Source organism: Nocardioides sp., from assembly GCF_014360585.1.
GTDB lineage: Bacteria > Actinomycetota > Actinomycetes > Propionibacteriales > Nocardioidaceae > Nocardioides.
The window spans coordinates 42918-58789 of the sequence record NZ_JACIXG010000009.1 but is presented as its reverse complement, the minus strand read 5'-3'; the positions used below and the strand labels follow the sequence as shown (position 1 = coordinate 58789).

The 15872-nt window shown below is 68.3% G+C and carries 14 protein-coding genes and 1 pseudogene; 13 read left to right on the top strand and 2 right to left on the bottom strand.

Features of this window, described 5'->3' with window-relative positions; translation table 11 throughout:
* Positions 1–44 precede the first annotated feature (44 nt).
* Complete coding sequence (locus tag H5T77_RS05285) at positions 45–1757, top strand: glycoside hydrolase family 28 protein (protein ID WP_292646002.1); 1713 nt, start codon at positions 45–47, stop codon at positions 1755–1757.
* A 24-nt stretch (positions 1758–1781) separates the two neighbouring features.
* On the opposite strand, the gene H5T77_RS05280 is transcribed toward H5T77_RS05285, so the two are convergent.
* A complete protein-coding gene (locus H5T77_RS05280) occupies positions 1782–2666 on the bottom strand; it encodes a sulfite exporter TauE/SafE family protein (protein ID WP_292645999.1) in 885 nt (294 codons plus the stop codon).
* A 619-nt stretch (positions 2667–3285) separates the two neighbouring features.
* Between H5T77_RS05280 and H5T77_RS05275 the strand changes: the two genes are divergently transcribed.
* From H5T77_RS05275 to H5T77_RS05260, 4 genes are all read left to right on the top strand, one after another.
* Positions 3286–3714, top strand: a complete 429-nt coding sequence (locus tag H5T77_RS05275) for a hypothetical protein (protein ID WP_292645996.1) — start codon at positions 3286–3288, stop codon at positions 3712–3714.
* 10 nt (positions 3715–3724) lie between these two features.
* A complete protein-coding gene (locus H5T77_RS05270; protein ID WP_292645994.1) occupies positions 3725–4579 on the top strand; it encodes an HNH endonuclease in 855 nt (284 codons plus the stop codon).
* Positions 4580–4700: 121 nt separating this feature from the next.
* Positions 4701–5036, top strand: coding sequence for a DUF1048 domain-containing protein (locus H5T77_RS05265; RefSeq protein ID WP_292645991.1), 336 nt, complete (start codon positions 4701–4703; stop codon positions 5034–5036).
* Positions 5037–5271: 235 nt separating this feature from the next.
* Positions 5272–6111: a bile acid:sodium symporter family protein gene (locus H5T77_RS05260; protein WP_292646072.1), complete on the top strand. Its 840-nt coding sequence runs from the start codon at positions 5272–5274 to the stop codon at positions 6109–6111.
* Positions 6112–6156: 45 nt separating this feature from the next.
* Here H5T77_RS05260 and H5T77_RS05255 read toward each other — a convergent pair.
* Positions 6157–7536: pseudogene (locus H5T77_RS05255) on the bottom strand (MFS transporter); the annotation flags it as partial.
* Positions 7537–7761: 225 nt separating this feature from the next.
* Here H5T77_RS05255 and H5T77_RS05250 point away from each other — a divergent pair.
* The 8 genes from H5T77_RS05250 to H5T77_RS05215 all read left to right on the top strand — a co-directional run bounded on the left by H5T77_RS05250 (position 7762) and on the right by H5T77_RS05215 (position 15862).
* Complete coding sequence (locus tag H5T77_RS05250) at positions 7762–8784, top strand: ABC transporter ATP-binding protein (RefSeq protein ID WP_292645988.1); 1023 nt, start codon at positions 7762–7764, stop codon at positions 8782–8784.
* Positions 8781–9782 carry an ABC transporter ATP-binding protein gene (locus tag H5T77_RS05245; RefSeq protein ID WP_292645985.1) on the top strand — a complete coding sequence of 334 codons (1002 nt, stop codon included), beginning with the start codon at positions 8781–8783 and terminating at the stop codon, positions 9780–9782. Before H5T77_RS05250 ends, H5T77_RS05245 begins: the two co-directional genes overlap by 4 nt.
* Before the next feature lie 4 nt (positions 9783–9786).
* Positions 9787–10749 carry an ABC transporter permease gene (locus H5T77_RS05240; protein ID WP_292645983.1) on the top strand — a complete coding sequence of 321 codons (963 nt, stop codon included), beginning with the start codon at positions 9787–9789 and terminating at the stop codon, positions 10747–10749.
* A gap of 79 nt (positions 10750–10828) precedes the next feature.
* Positions 10829–11716, top strand: coding sequence for an ABC transporter permease (locus tag H5T77_RS05235; protein WP_292645980.1), 888 nt, complete (start codon positions 10829–10831; stop codon positions 11714–11716).
* 24 nt (positions 11717–11740) lie between these two features.
* Positions 11741–13387 carry an ABC transporter substrate-binding protein gene (locus H5T77_RS05230; RefSeq protein WP_292645977.1) on the top strand — a complete coding sequence of 549 codons (1647 nt, stop codon included), beginning with the start codon at positions 11741–11743 and terminating at the stop codon, positions 13385–13387.
* Positions 13384–14265: an MBL fold metallo-hydrolase gene (locus H5T77_RS05225; RefSeq protein WP_292645975.1), complete on the top strand. Its 882-nt coding sequence runs from the start codon at positions 13384–13386 to the stop codon at positions 14263–14265. The genes H5T77_RS05230 and H5T77_RS05225 overlap by 4 nt, the downstream gene beginning before the upstream one ends.
* Positions 14262–14720, top strand: coding sequence for a Zn-ribbon domain-containing OB-fold protein (locus tag H5T77_RS05220; RefSeq protein WP_292645972.1), 459 nt, complete (start codon positions 14262–14264; stop codon positions 14718–14720). Before H5T77_RS05225 ends, H5T77_RS05220 begins: the two co-directional genes overlap by 4 nt.
* A complete protein-coding gene (locus H5T77_RS05215; protein ID WP_292645969.1) occupies positions 14720–15862 on the top strand; it encodes a thiolase C-terminal domain-containing protein in 1143 nt (380 codons plus the stop codon). The genes H5T77_RS05220 and H5T77_RS05215 overlap by 1 nt, the downstream gene beginning before the upstream one ends.
* The last annotated feature ends 10 nt before the right edge of the window (positions 15863–15872 follow it).

The window sequence follows — 15872 nt, the reverse complement described above, 5'->3', positions numbered from 1 at the left end:
ATCGGCATTGGACGCACTCGGACGCCCGACGCGAGCATTCACTCATGACTCGGAACGAGACGTACGTCACACCTCACTCCTTCATGGCCCGATGGCCGGCTCGCGCGCTCGGCCTGACGGTCGCCCTCCTCTGCACCCTGAGCCTCACCACCCCCGCCGCGGTGGCAGGGCAGGCGCCTCCGCCGATGGGCGACCCGACGGACACCTCAGCGGCCTGGGCTCAGGCCGACGAGATCCGGGCCCGCGTCCAGCCGCCGACGTTCCCCGACCATGCGGTCAGCATCGTCGACTTCGGCGCCGATCCGTCGGGCGAAGCGAAGAGCACCGACGCCTTCCGGGAGGCGATCGAGGCGGTGAACGCGGCCGGCGGCGGCCGGGTGGAGGTGCCGGCCGGGGTCTTCCTCACCGGCGCGATCCACCTGAAGAGCAACGTGAACCTGCATCTCGCCGACGACGCGACGATCCGCTTCAGCCGGGACAAGGCAGACTTCCTGCCGGTGGTGAAGACGCGCTACGAGGGTGTCGAGCTCTACAACTACTCCCCCTTCATCTACGCCTACCAGGTCGAGGACGTCGCGGTGACCGGCAACGGGACCCTGGACGGCAACGCCGACGCCGACAACTGGTGGGACTGGAAGGCGGACCGGCCCCGCCCGGAGACGCCCGACCGCAACGAGCTCTTCCGGATGGGCGAGGAGGGCGTGCCGGTCGAGGAGCGGGTCTTCGGCGCCGGCCACTACATCCGCCCGAGCTTCGTCGAGTTCTACGAGAGCCGCAACATCCTGGTCCAGGGCGTCACGCTCAACAGGTCGCCGATGTGGCTGTTGCACCCGACGCTGTCGGAGAACGTGACGATCGACGGCGTCCACCTGGAGAGCCTCGGCCCCAACAACGACGGGGTGAACCCGGAGTCCAGCCGCGACGTGGTCATCAAGAACACCTTCTTCAACACCGGTGACGACAACATCGCGATCAAGTCCGGGCGCAACGCCGAGGGCCGCCGCATCGGCGTTCCTGCCGAGAACATCCTCATCGAGGGCAACTACATGCAGGCCGGCCACGGAGCGGTTGTCGCCGGCAGCGAGATGTCCGGCGGCGTACGCAACGTCTTCGCGCAGGACAACGTCATGGACAGCCCCGACCTCGACCGGGTGGTCCGGATCAAGACCAACTCCGTACGCGGCGGGGTGGTCGAGGACATCTACGTCCGTGACAACGCGGTGCCGCAGCAGGGTGGCCAGGCCGTCTGGGTCGACTTCCGCTACGAGGAGGGCGACGCGGGCGACTTCACCCCGACCGTGCGGGACGTCTACATCGAGGACCTGCACAGCGTCGGCGGCACCCACGCGATCTTCCTGCGGGGCTACGCCCGCTCGCCGATCACCAACATCAACATCCTGAACTCCTCCTTCTCCGGTGTCCGCACTCCGATGCTGGCCGAGCACGTCCAAGGCCTGCGGCTGGTCAACACGACCATCAACGCCCAGCCCGCCGACGCGGTCGTCTGCCAGGGCACGGTCTGGCTCGGGATCCCCGAGAAGCTGATCAGCTCCGGCGTCGAGGACCGGGTGGTGGACGGTCAGCGGTGCCTGTCGGAGCAGTTCGCCGAGGAGCACACCTGGTCCTCCCCCGGTCAGTTCCGTGCGTACGTCGCGGAGCGGACCGCTGCCCTGCTGAAGGCCGGCGTGATCACCGAGGCTGAGAAGGAGGCCCTCCAGGAGGCCGCCTCGCGAACCGCCATCGGAACCAGCCGATAAGACGGACCCGAGCCCGCCACGTCATCAGACGCTGGTGGGCTCGGGCTCCGGTGCTTCGGCGGGCTCGCGGCTGACCTTGCGCACCGCGACGGCGACGATGACTGCGGCGACGGCGAAGAGCAGGCCGTACGCAGCCACGGACTCGGCCTCGAAGCTGCGCAGGAGCGTGCGGCCGTTGGTGACCAGGATGATGCTGCCGACCAGGCCTCCGAGGATGGGCAGCGAGAGGTGCTTGACGAGGTAGGCGGCGAACGGGGCCGCGATCACGCCACCGATGAGAAGACCGCCGATGATCCGCCAGTCGAGCGCCTGCCCTGCCAGGCCGACGAGGAAGCCGACGCTCGCCGCGACGGTGGTGACGAACTCGGCGGTGGAGACCGAGCCGATCACCTTGCGCGGGTGCAGGGTGCCACTGGAGATCAGCGTGGGCGTGGTGACCGGACCCCAGCCACCGCCGCCGGTCGCGTCGATGAAGCCGCCGAACAGACCCAGCGGAGCGAGCAGGCCGAGCCCAGGGCGGCGGCCCGGGATGAAGACCGGCGGCTTCCCGAAGACGAAGCGCGCGACGATGTAGATCCCCAGCAGGAGCAGGAGACCGGCCACCCACGGCGTGGCGCTCTCGGTGGAGAGACCCGAGAGGAAAGTCGCGCCGGCGAACGCCCCGACGCCGCCGGGGATCGCGATCTTGCCCACGACCTTCCAGTCGACGTTCCCGAGGCGCCAGTGGGAGACGCCCGAGACGAACGTCGTGCCGACCTCGGCCAGGTGGACCGATGCCGACGCGACCGCTGGGGCGACTCCGGTGGCTACCAGCAGGGTGCTGGAGGTGACGCCGTAGGCCATGCCCAACGAGCCGTCTACTGCCTGGGCCGCTAGGCCGACTAGAGCAAAGATGATTAGGCGCTCCATGTGGGACTCCTGGGGGATCGAAGTTCTTGGGATAGTAATGTAACTCTAATTACTATAGTTAGTGCTTCTGGGGGTCCGGTCCATGGGGTGGTCTCGGTGGGCGGGCGTAGCCCGGGGGTCGAGCTTGTCGGTCGGCCCAACCCCACCGCCGACCGAGCCCACCGCTGGTCGAGCCGCCGGAGGCGTGTCGAGACCAACACAGTCGTCTCGCGGATCGAGCCTGTCGAGACCTGAGTCACCGGTGGTCGAGCTTGTCGAGAACCTGTCTGTCGCTGGTCGAGCCGCCGGAGCCGCTAGGCGAAGGCGTGTCGAGACCAACACGGTTCGTCGGGGAAACCTCGCTTGGCGACCGTTTCTTCGTTTCAGGGTTCGCCGCCGACCCTTTCCACGAGTGTTTCTCGATCAGCCGCCGCGTCAAGGACGGGCCTTCGGCCCGCCGGCTTCGCCGGCCGCTTCGCGGTCCTTGACTCGGCACCTGATCGAGAAAGATTTCGCCATTATCGGGGCGGCGGCGAGGGTGTGCGCGGGGATCAGGTTACTTGTTCACGGACCGCATAAATCCGGTCTGACCAGCAAAAACAGGTAGCGCCGTGGTGCTGTTTCACATATAATGAGGCGTATGAACGAGACCGATGACCATCTCCTTGCCGGGCCGCCTTTGGGTGCGTCCGAGGCTGAGCTGGTCGACTGGATCAGTCGTCTCGAAGAGATCAAATGCGTGGCTGAGGCCGTTCAGGCAGAAGCAGCCGTACGCCTCGACGAGGCCACCCGGGCACGGCAAGCCGCGGCCGGCCTACCTGCCCGAAAGCTCGGCGAAGGCGTCGCCTCCCAGATCGCGCTGGCGCGACGGGTCTCCCCCGCCAAGGGCGCCAAACTGCTCGGCTTGGCGAAGATCCTCGTCACCGAGATGCCACACACCTTCGCCCTTGAAGGCCGGGTTGTTCTCGCAGTGGCAGGCCACCATCCTCGCCCGCGAAACCGCCTGCCTCTCGCTGGAGGACCGCCGCGTCATCGACTACCAGCTCTGCTCGCCCGGTCCGGACGGTGAACCTCCTGCGGTGGTGACGCTGGGACTGCGGCAGCTCGAGAACGCCGCCAAGAAGCTCGCCATCACCCTCGACCAAGAATCCGTCATCAACCGGGCCGCGAACGCAGAGAAGGACCGCCGCATCAGCATCCGGCCAGCACCCGACACGATGACCTGGCTCGGTGCCCTGTTGCCAGTCAAAGACGGGGTCGCGGTCTACGCCGCACTCGACCAAGCCGCCAAAGCTGCCCAGGCGGCTGGCGATGAACGCACCCGCGGTCAGGTCATGGCCGACACTCTCGTCGACCGCATCACCGGACGTACCGACGCCGAGGCGAAGCCTCGAATCGAGGTCAAGATCGTCATGACCGCCGACGCGCTCGCCAACGACAGCGACCAGCCCGCGATGGTCGAGGGCTACGGCCCCGTCCCCGCCGCCTGGGCTCGTGAGGCATTGAGCGATGCCGAGGTCTTCATCCGGCGCCTGTTCACCGACCCCGCCGGGCAACTGGTCGCGATGGAATCCCGCTCCCGCAAAGCCCCCGACGGCCTAGCCGAGTTCATCACGACCCGCGATGGCGGGATCTGCCGCACCAACGGCTGCGACGCGCCCATCCGCAACATCGACCACGCCCAACGCCACGCAGACGGCGGCACCACCAGCGCCCAGAATCTCCAAGGACTCTGCGAGCGTTGCAACCAAGCCAAGGAAGCCCTCGGCTGGCAGGCCAGACCAGGACCCGACGGCAGCATCATCACCATCACACCCACCGGCCACACCTACGTCAGCCCACCACCCGACACCTGGCGACCAGACCCACCGCCCCTCTCACGAGCCGAATTCTTGCTGCGCGATCTGCTCCTCGACCACGATCTCGCAGCCTGACACCCGCGCGCCCAGAACTTTCTTTGGATCGGTGCTTGACCTTGACCCTGCGTCAGGGCTGCACGCTTCTTTCACGGCCCCAAACGGGACCTGGAACACAAACCGAACCAAGGAGCACGACATGAACAACGTCCTCACCCGCATGACCGCCGGCAAGAAGGAATGGAAGCGCATGGAGGCCCGCGCCGCCCAACTGCCCGCCGACTACCGCACGGTCTACAGCAAGATGAAGAGCTACATGTGGCCCTTCACCGCCAGCGACGGAATGGACATCGTCGCCATTCTGCGCGAGGTTCTCGATCTGTTCGAGACCGAGGCCGCGGCCGGTCGCAAGGTCATCGAGGTCACCGGGACCGACCTGGCCGCCTTCTGCGACGCCCGACTGCCGGAGCAGCACGACGCATATCAGAAGAAGCTGCAGGCGACCCTCGACAAGGTCCTTGCCAAGCTCTCCTGAGGCCAGGGATGCTGACCGCCACGTCCCCTGCCCGAGCCGAGAAGACCGCTCGCGGCAGGGGATGCGTTCGTCAGTGACCGAAATGTCCAGATAAGTCTGTCGCTCACCGCTCCCGCGTGGTCCACTGTGACGCACGTCTCTGGCCGCCCTAGCGGCGGCCCCGCATGCTGGAGGAACACAAGTGAACGACTCGGCCCTTCTCTCGGTCGGCCTCCCCATCGCGCTGGCGATCATCATGTTCGGGCTGGGCCTGAGCCTGACCCCGAAAGACTTCCGCCGGGTCGTACGCACCCCGCGAGCCGTCATCGTGGCGCTCACCCTCCAGATCCTGGTGCTGCCGCTGATCGCGTTCGGGCTGATCCTGGTCGCGGACGTGGACCCGCTGATCGCCGTCGGGATCATGCTGCTGGCCGCCTCGCCGGGCGGGACCACGGCCAACCTCTTCAGCCACCTCTTCCGCGGCGACGTCGCGCTCAACGTCACCCTGACCGCGGTGAACTCGGTGCTCGCGGCGGTCTCCATCCCGCTGATCACCAACGCCGCGATCGTCTACTTCGATGCCGGCGACACCCTGGGCCTGCAGTTCGGCAAGGTCGTCCAGGTCATCGCGATCGTGCTCATCCCTGTCGGCATCGGGATGCTCGTGCGGAGCCGGTCCGAGACGTTCGCCGCCCGGGCGGACAAGCCGGTCCGGATCTTCTCGATCGTCGTGCTGGTCATGGTCTCGGTCGGCGCGATCCTCGGCGAGCGGGACAACATCGCCGGCTACCTCCAGGAGGTGGGCGTGATCGTGACGCTGTTCTGCTGCGCGAGCCTCTTCCTGGGCTACCTCGGTGCTCGGATCTTCAGGCTCGGCCAGGCGCAGGCGATCGCGACCTCGATGGAGGTCGGGATCCACAACACCACCGTGGCCCTCACGATCGCCCTGAGCGTCCTCGACAACACGACCGTCGCCATCCCGGCCGCGGTCTACAGCATCGTCATGTACGTCCTCGCCACTGCCTTCGGCTTCCTCATCACCCGCTCCCGCATCGCGCGGCCCGCCGCGACGTACGACGCCACCACCCGCCGGTGAAGCCTGCTCCGGCGTCGATCGACGTGGAAAGGAGTACCAGGCTCCGACCGCGCCGAGCGCGAGGAGGAAGAGGCAGACCAGCGTGAAGGCAGCGGTGACCACAGCGACACTCCCGTCCGGCACGTTCGCGGCGAGCACCGCCTCCCCCAGCCCTGGCGGCAGCAGAGCGGTGAGCAGCGTGAGGGCGATGGCGAGACTGAGCACGTTGCCGGTGTTCTGCAGCATCAGCCGCGTGGCGTTGACGACGCCGAGCGCGTCCTCCGGCGCCCGCTCCAGCAGGACCGTCGCGTTGGTCCCGATGAACAGCCCCGTCGCCAGCCCGACGATCGCGAGGGTCGCCATCACCACCCAGGTCTGCTCGAGATGGATCGCCAGCGCCACCAGGGCGACGCCGAACGTGCCCACCACCGACCCACCGGACATGATCTGGTGCGCCGTCCAACGGCGGGACAGCCGACCGAGGGTCAGCGAGGCCAGGATCATCCCGACCGGCATCGGCAGCAGCATCATCCCGGCGGTTCCAGGGGAGACACCGACCACGCTCTGGAAGTAGAGACTGGCGAGCACGATCAGCGGGAACCTTCCGGCACCGGTGAAGAAGCCGGCTAGGAAGAGCCTCCCCACCCGGCGGATGACCACCACGTCGACCACCGGCGCAGCAGCCCGCCGTTCGATGAGCAGCAGGACCGGGACCAGGAGAAACGATCCCACGATGCCGCCGATCACCAGCGGATGGCGCCAACCGAGATCCGTCAGCGACGTGATCCCGATCGTCAGCATGACGATCCCGATCATGATCACCAGGTTGCCGGGAAGATCGATGCCGACGGCGCGCTTGTCCACCACCGGCCGCGGCAGCAGCAGGTGCCCCGCTGCCAGAGCGATCAGACAGACCGGCACGTTGAGCCAGAACACCCACTGCCACCCGACGTGGTCGACGATCAGGCCACCGAGCGTCGGCCCGATCAGGTTGGCGGTCGGGAACGAGGCGGCGTAGAGGCCCATGGCGCCCCCGAGGGAGTCGCGCGGGAAGGCCTGATGGATGAGGGTGGCGCCGTTGCCGATGAGCACCGCACCACCGATGGCGGAGACAACCCGGAGCCCGATGAGCACCTCGACGTTCGGAGCGAAGCCGGCCAGCAGACTGGTCAGCGCGAAGATCACCAAGCCGCCGAGATAGAGCCCCCGCTGCCCCCAGACGTCGCTGAGGCGACCGAAGAGGAGCAGGCAGGCGGTGTTGGCGACCATGTAGGAGAGCAGCAGCCAGCTCCCCTCTGTCGAGCTCGCCTCGAACTCCCTGCTCAGTGTCGGCAGCGCGACGTTCAGCGAGCTGGCGTTGAGCGCCATCACCGCGCTGACCAGGCAGACCACGATCAAGGTGGAACGCGCTGCGGCCGTCACTTCGGCGGGTTCGGACTCACTCATGCAACCTCCTGCGCCGTGCAGCACGGCGCCACGTGCGTCGTACGCCCCGGCACGACCGGTGCCGAACGAGGGCGTCCTGGAAAGAAAGTCCGATATCCGGATTGTGACCCTTGACACACCCGTTCGGCGACCCAATGATGAATCCCATCCTAGAGCGTGATTCTAGATTGAGCCACCAGCATCCGCGACCGGCGCCCGATCGCGGAACGAACGGGAGGGTCCGATATGAGAGCACCGACTGGGTCCGCGAACGAGCCGCTTCTGCGGATCGAGGACCTCCATGTGGAATTTCGGACCGGGGGTGGCACGGTCGAGGCCCTGAACGCGGTCGACCTCTGGATCGACGCCGGAGAGACCGTCGCCATCGTCGGCGAGTCCGGGTCGGGAAAGAGCGTCACCGCGCTCGCCGTTCTCGGGCTGCTGGGCAACGGTCGGGTCAGCGGCGGCCGGATCACCTGGAACGGCAAGGACATCACCGGGGCCTCCAACAGCGAGATGCGCAGCGTCCGGGGCAAGGAGATCTCGGTGATCTTCCAGGACCCGATGACCTCGCTCGACCCGCTCTTCACGATCGGGCATCAGCTCGTCGAGGCCTATCGGATCCACCACGACGTCACGAAGCGGCAAGCTCGCCAGCGCGCCGTCGAGCTGCTCGATCTCGTCGGTATCCCGGAGCCCGAAGCCAAGGTCAAGGCATATCCCCACCAGCTCTCCGGCGGGCAGCGGCAGCGGGTCATGATCGCCGGCGCCCTCGCCTGTGACCCGCGCCTGCTCATCGCCGACGAGCCGACCACCGCTCTCGACGTGACCGTCGAGGCCCAGGTGCTCGCCCTGATCCGCGACCTCCAGGACCGGACCGGGGTCGGGCTGATGCTCATCACCCACGACATGGGTGTGGTCGCCGAGATGGCCGACCGGGTGGTCGTCTTCTACGCCGGGCAGGTCGTCGAGGCGGGCACCGCCGACGAGATCCTCGACCGGCCCCAGCACCCCTACACCCGCGCATTGCTCGATGCGATCCCGCGACGCGACACCCCGCGCGACCAGGAGATGCCCGCGATCCCGGGCGCGGTCCCCGCGCTCAACGACATGCCCAGCGGCTGCCGCTTCGCGACCCGCTGCTCCGAGGCCGGCCCCGAGTGCGGAGAGCCCCAGCCGCTGCGCGACCTCGACCGGCGACAGGTCCGCTGCTGGCGTCCCGACGAGGGCCACGGCGTCCTCGAGCCGATGGTGGAGGTGGCCCGATGATCGTTCCCGACGCGGCTCCGCTCGTCGAGGCACACGGACTCGTCAAGCACTTCGGCGACGGAAAGGGCCTCTTCACGCCCCAGCGGCCTCCGGTACGGGCCGTCGACGGGGTCTCCCTGACCATCAAGCGCGGCGAGACGCTCGGTCTGGTCGGCGAGTCGGGCTCCGGCAAGTCGACCCTCGGTCGCCTGATCCTTCGGCTGATCGAGCCGACCAGCGGCTCCGTCACCTTCGACGGCCAGGACATCGCCGCACTGTCGAAGAGCCGGCTGACCCAGCTTCGCAAGCGCATGCAGCTCGTCTTCCAGGACCCGGTCAGCTCGTTCAACCCACGGATGACCATCGCGCAGGTGCTGACCGAGCCCATGGTCGTCCACGGCATGGGCGACCGGGCCAGCCGCATCCGCCGCGCGAAGGAGCTGTTGGACCTGGTCGGGCTGCCCTCGTACGCCCTGGAGCGCTACCCCCATCAGTTCTCCGGTGGTCAGGCTCAGCGCATCGGGATCGCCCGCGCGCTCTCGACCGACCCGGACCTGATCGTCTGCGACGAGGCGGTCAGCGCCCTCGACGTCTCCGTCCAGGCGCAGGTGCTCAACCTGCTCAAAGAGGTCCAGCGCGAGCTCGGGCTCTCGTACCTCTTCATCGCCCACGACCTCAACGTGGTGCGCTACATCTCCGACCGTGTCTGTGTGATGTACCTCGGCAAGCTCGCCGAGGTCGCCCACGCCGACGACATCAGCGCGCGACCGAGGCATCCCTACTCGCAGGCGCTGATGGCGTCGATCCCGTCCCCCGACGCCCATCACCAGCTGCGTACGCCGCTGGCCGGCGAGATCCCCAGCCCGCGACGGCCGCCCTCGGGCTGCCGGTTCCACCCACGCTGCAGCCAGAGCATCGACGGCTGTGACCGCGACGAGCCGGAGCTGCTGACCATCGGCGCCCCGGGCGAGGTCAGCAGCGTCGCCTGCCACCTCTTCGACCCCGCTCCCGCGAGGTGATCGCATGCTTCTCTACGCCGGACGACGCCTGACCTACGGCCTGCTCGTCCTCGCCCTGGTCGCCACCCTGGTCTTCCTCATCATCCGACTGATCCCCGGCGACGTCGTCCGGCTCCAGCTGGCCGACGCACCCGGCGTCACCCAGGCCCAGATCGACCAACGGACCACCGAGCTCGGCCTGGACGAGCCGGTCCTGATCCAGTTCGGCCACTTCGTGGGCGGGCTGGTCCAAGGCGACCTGGGCACCTCGTTCGACGACGGGCGTCCCGTCACGACCAAGATCCTCGAACGCCTCCCCGCCACCCTCGAGCTCGGCCTGCTGGCCATCCTCTTCGGCGTCCTGTTCGGAGTGCCGTTCGGCCTGATCTCGGCGATCCGCCACCACAGCCTCATCGACAACGTCATGCGCTTCCTGGCGGTCATCGGGATGTCGCTGCCGAACTTCTGGCTGGCGCTCCTCCTGATCACCTTCCTGGCCCTGTGGTTCGGCTGGTCCCCACCTCTGGTCTACGCCTCTCCAACCGAGAACCTCAGCCAGAACCTCATCCACATGCTGCTCCCGGCGATAGCCCTGGGCGCCGCGACGATGGCGAGCATCGCCCGGATGCTGCGGTCCTCGCTGCTGGAGGTGCTCGGCTCCAACTTCATCCGAACCATCCGCTCCCGCGGAGCCTCCGAGCGCGTGGTCGTGCTCAAGCACGCCGGCCGCAGCTCGATGATCCCGGTCTTCACCGTGCTCGGCCTGCAGGTCGGCAGCATCCTCGGCGGCACCGTCATCCTCGAGCGGATCTTCGCCATCCCGGGAATGGGATCCCTGATCTTCGAGGCGGTCGGGCAGCGCGACTACCCGGTCATCCTCGGCTGCGTCATCTTCTACGGCGCGATCTTCATCTTCGTCAACGTCGTGGTCGACCTGCTCTACGCGGTCATCGACCCCCGCATCCGGTACGAAGGAGCCTCCGCATGAGCGAGCGCAAGCGAGCGACCATCGAGCACCTCAGGGCGCCACGTCCGTATTCTGGCGCCTGCGCTACGGGGGTGGCGCCATGAGCATCGCCATCTCCGGGGCCGCGCGTGCAGCCCGCCACCCCAAGGCCCGCGGCGGTCTGGTCCGGTTCGCCACGGAGCAGCCCCTCGGCGCCGTCGCCCTCTTCCTGATCACGCTCTTCGTGGTGGTCGCGGTCCTGGCGCCCTGGATCGCTCCGTACGACCCGCTCGCCCAGGACCGGGTCAACCTGCTCACGCCTCCTGGGGTCGGCGGCCACCCCGCCGGCACCGACGAGCTCGGCCGCGACGTGTTGAGCCGCTCGCTCTACGGTGCCCGGACCTCGCTGCTGATCGCGGTCTCCACGCTCGCGCTCGGCGGTGTGATCGGCCTGATCGTCGGCGTCGTCTCGGGCTACTTCGGCGGCACCTGGATCGACTCCGTCCTGCAGCGGATCATGGACGCGCTGATGGCGATCCCCTCGATCGTGCTGCTGCTGTTCGTCGCCGCCCTACTCGGGCCGAGCGTACGCAACACCGTGATCGCCCTGAGCCTGCTCGTTATCCCCTCGATCAACCGAGTCGCCCGCGGCGAGATGCTCCGCATCCGCGAGGAGCCGTACGTCGAGGCCGCCCGCTCGGTCGGCTGCAGCACCCCGCGGATCCTGCTCCGGTACGGGCTCCCCAACCTGATGGCCCCGCTCTTCGTCATGGGCTCTCTGCTCTTCGCCGTCATCCTCATCGCCGAGTCCGCGCTCAGCTTCCTGGGCATCGGCACCCCTCCTCCCACACCGTCGTGGGGCCGGATGCTCAGCGAAGGCCGCAGCCAGCTCGAGATCGCTCCGTGGATGACCGTCGTTCCCGGCCTGATCCTCTCCGTGTCCGTCCTGGCGTTCAACCTGCTCGGTGACGCCATGCGTGACTTCCTCGACCCCAAACAGCGCCGATAGCCCATCCCATCCAAGGAGTCCGTGATGTCCCACCCCATGCTTCGCCTCCAGAGATCACCGGTTCGGACCGCCGGCGCGGCCGTGGCCGCCGCCTGCCTCGCCCTCACCGCCGCCTGCGGCACGGGCACAGACGCCTCCGGGAAAGGCGAGATCGTCGAGGATGCCGGGCCGCCCCAGGACGGCGGCATCCTGCACACGGCGGCAACCACCGACGCGCCTTCGCTGGACATCCACAAGGAGGCGTCCTACATGACTCACGTCGCGGTCGGCACGGTCTACAGCCGGCTGGTCGCACCGAAGACCGGCAAGGACGTCGAGTACGGCTCGAGCGAGCTCGAGGGCGACCTGGCCGAGAAGTGGTCGAAGTCGGACGACCTGAAGACCTGGACCTTCAACCTCCGTCAGGGCGTCAAGTTCCATGACAAGCCGCCGGTCAACGGTCGCGAGCTCACCTCGGCCGACGTGAAGTGCACGGTGGACCGGATCAAGAGCCTGCCCGGGCACCAGCTCGGCCTGGTCGCCAACGTGGCCAAGCTGGAGACCCCCGACCCGTACACCGTGGTCTTCACACTCGCCTCGGCGAACACCGGCTTCGACCAGACGATGGCCAACCCGTTCATGTCGATCCTCCCCTGCGAGGGCACCTCGGGTGAGTTCAGCTTCGCCGAGGAGGCCATCGGCACCGGGCCGTTCGTGCTGAAGAGCTGGAAGCGCGACCAGGAGCGGGTCATGGAGAAGAACCCCGACTACTTCGTCGAGGGTCTCCCCCACCTGGACGGCATCCAGACCACCGTGCTCCCCGACGCCCAGGCGCAGATCGCCGCGCTGCGCAGCGGCAAGCTCGACATGATCTCCTCGCTCTCCACCGAGAAGCGCCAGGTCGAACAGCTCCTCAGCCAGATCGACGGGCTCCAGCTGCGTACGGAGAAGGGCATCACCCAGACCCGGGTCTTCATGAACGCGGCGGAGGGGCCCTTCAGCAAGCTCGAGGTCCGGCGCGCGGTCGCGCACGCCATCGACAAGGAGGGGATGATCAAGGCTCTGCGATCCGGTGGGAGCCTCACCGGTCCGATCACCCCGACGCTGTTCGGCTCGCTGCCCCAGGACGAGGTCGACGAGCTGTTGGAGTACGACCCCGAGAAGGCCAAGGAGCTGCTGGCCGAGGCCGGGTACCCGGACGGCTTCGAGGCCGAGCTGGTCGCCACCGACGGCTACGGCGAGACGATCCTGCGCGAGGCCCAGTGGATCCAGGAGGACCTGGGCAAGGTCGGCATCAAGCTGACCATCGACCAGCAGGACTACGCCACCTACGTCAGCTCGACGTGGCCGGAGACGAAGTACGACATCATGTACGGCCTGCAGACCCCCATGCTGACGGCCGACGAGTATCTCACCTCGGAGTACACCAGCACCGGGACCCGCAACTGGTCCCGGGTCAACGACCCCGAGCTCGACAAGATGGTCGCCGCACAGCGCGTCATCACCGACGAGGCCGAGCGGGAGAAGGCGCTGCAAGACATCGAGCGCTACATCATGGAGAACGTCTCCACCCCGCTGCCGCTCTACGCCTACGACACCCAGACGCTCTACTCGGGCAAGGTCCACAACTACTACCCGCACCCGGACTACTCCTCCCGCGAGCTCCAGAACATGTGGATGGAGCAGGAGTGAGCAGCCGCCCTCCCGTCCAGAACGAGCACCGTCGGGACGACTCGTGCCGCATCGAGGCGATGTGGGACGTCGGCGGGGCGCCGCCGAGACCCGGGGAGCCGGTGGAGGTCACCGCCGGCGTCCACCTCCTGCTCGCGCCGAACGCCAACCACTGGACGTACGAGGGCACCAACACCTGGATCGTCGTCGGGGACGGGCGGGCCGTGGTCATCGACCCCGGCCCGACCGACCCCGGCCATCTGGACCGGATCGACGAGGTGGTCCGCGATGCGGGTGCCCGCGTGGAGACGATCCTCCTCAGCCACCATCACGGCGACCACTCCCAGGCCGCCAGCGCGGTCGCCGAGCGCTGGCAGGCCCCGATCAGACCACGGGTCCAGCAGGGGGTCATCCCCGACGGGACCCGGCTGGACCTGGGCCGACGTACGGAGATCCGCACCCTCTCCACCCCGGGGCACACCTCCGACGGCGTGAGCTTCTCGCTCGGCGACCGCCGCGTGATGCTCACCGGCGACACCGTGCTGGCCCGGTTCAACCCCTACATCTCGCATCCTGACGGCACCGTCGCGGACATCCTCGGCTCGATGGCCAGGATCGCCGACCTGGTCGACGACGACTGGATCCTGCTGCCGGGCCACGGGCCGGCGGTGCGCGAGCCGACCACCTACCTGCATGCGCGGATCGCCGACAGGCAGCGACGGATCGACCAGGTCGCCGGGCTGCTGGCCGACGGCGTGGCCCGCGAGCAGATCACCGACCACGTCTACGCCAAGGTCGACGACCAACGCCGTCCGGCCGCCCGGGCCTCGGTCGAGGCCATCCTTCACTTCCTCGACACTCGCGCCGTCCGGATGCGGGAGAAAGGCAGCACCGTATGACCCAGCACTCAACGAGAACGGCGACCCCAGAGGTGTCTCCGGAGGCGCGGTTCGCGCCCCGGGCGACACCGGAGACCCAGCCCTACTGGGACGCCACCGCCGCCGGCCGGCTCGACCTGCCGAGGTGCAGACCGTGCGACCAGGTCTTCTTCTATCCGCGCTCGTCCTGCCCGCAGTGCGGCTCCACCGATCTCGAGTGGGTCACCTGCTCGGGCAAGGGCCTGCTGCACACCTACGTCGTCTCCCACCGCCCCGCCCCCGGCTTCCCGGTCCCGACCGTGATCGCCGTGGTCGAGCTCGAGGAGGGCCCTCGGATGATGACCAACCTCGTCGACGCGGATCCGGAGACGCTCGAGCTCGACATGCCGGTCGAGGTCCGCTTCGAGCAGCGTACGGGCGCTGCCGTGCCGGTCTTCGCCCCTGTGCCTGAGAACGCCGGGAAGGAGAGCGCCTGATGGGTCGCGAAGTCGTCATCATGGGCGCGGCCGAGACCGACATCGGCAAGCTGCCCACCACCTCGACCCTCGAGCTGCACCTCGAGGGCGCGCGTCGGGCGCTCGCCGACGCGAACCTGACCAAGGACCAGGTCGACGGCATCGCGTCGGTCTCGGTCCCCGGCCCGATCCAGGTCTCGCACGCCCTCGGGATCACCCCGACCTACGTCGACGGCACCGGCGTCGGCGGCTCCTCCTTCCTCTTCCACGTACGTCACGCGACGGCGGCGATCAAGGCGGGCTACGCCGACGTCGTGCTGATCACCCACGGCGAGTCCGGCCGGTCCCGGGTGGGCGCACCGCCGTACCCGCGCGCCAACGACTCGGTGATGGCGCAGTTCGAGATGCCGTACGGGATCGTCGGCCCGCCGACCAGCTTCACCGTGCCCGCCCGCCGGTTCCTGCACGAGACCGACAACACCCTCGAGCAGCTCGCCGAGGTCGCGGTCGCGCAACGGCGCTGGGCCGCCCGCAACCCGCGGGCGACGTTCCGGGACGAGGTCACCGTCGACGATGTCCTCGGCGCCAAGATGATCGCCGACCCGTTCACGCTGCTGATGTGCTGCCTGGTGACCGACGGCGGTGGAGCGCTGGTCGTCGCCTCCCGCGAGTTCGCCGAGGCGCACGGCAGCGACAAGCCGCTGGTCCACATCCTCGGCACCGGCGAGGCGGCCACCACCCCGCTGATCTCGCAGATGGAGGACATGACCCGCTGCAAGCAGTTCACGCTGTCCAGCCAGGCGGCGTTCAAGGAGTCGGGCACCTCGACGGCCGACATCGACCACCTGATGATCTACGACGCCTTCGCGCACGTCCCCCTCTACGGCCTCGAGGACATGGGCTTCGTCGGGCGCGGGGAGTCGGGGGCGTTCATCGCCGATGGCCACACCTCGCCCGGCGGGCGGCTGCCCATGAACACCAACGGCGGCGGCATGTCCTACACCCACACCGGCATGTACGGGATGTTCGCGATCCAGGAGTCCGTACGCCAGCTGCGCGGCGAGGCCGCCGCGCAGGTCGACGACGTCAGCACCAGCCTGGTGCTCGGCAACGGCGGCATGTTCATGAGCGCGGCGACCCTGATCCTCGCCAACCAGCCCTGACCCCACCACC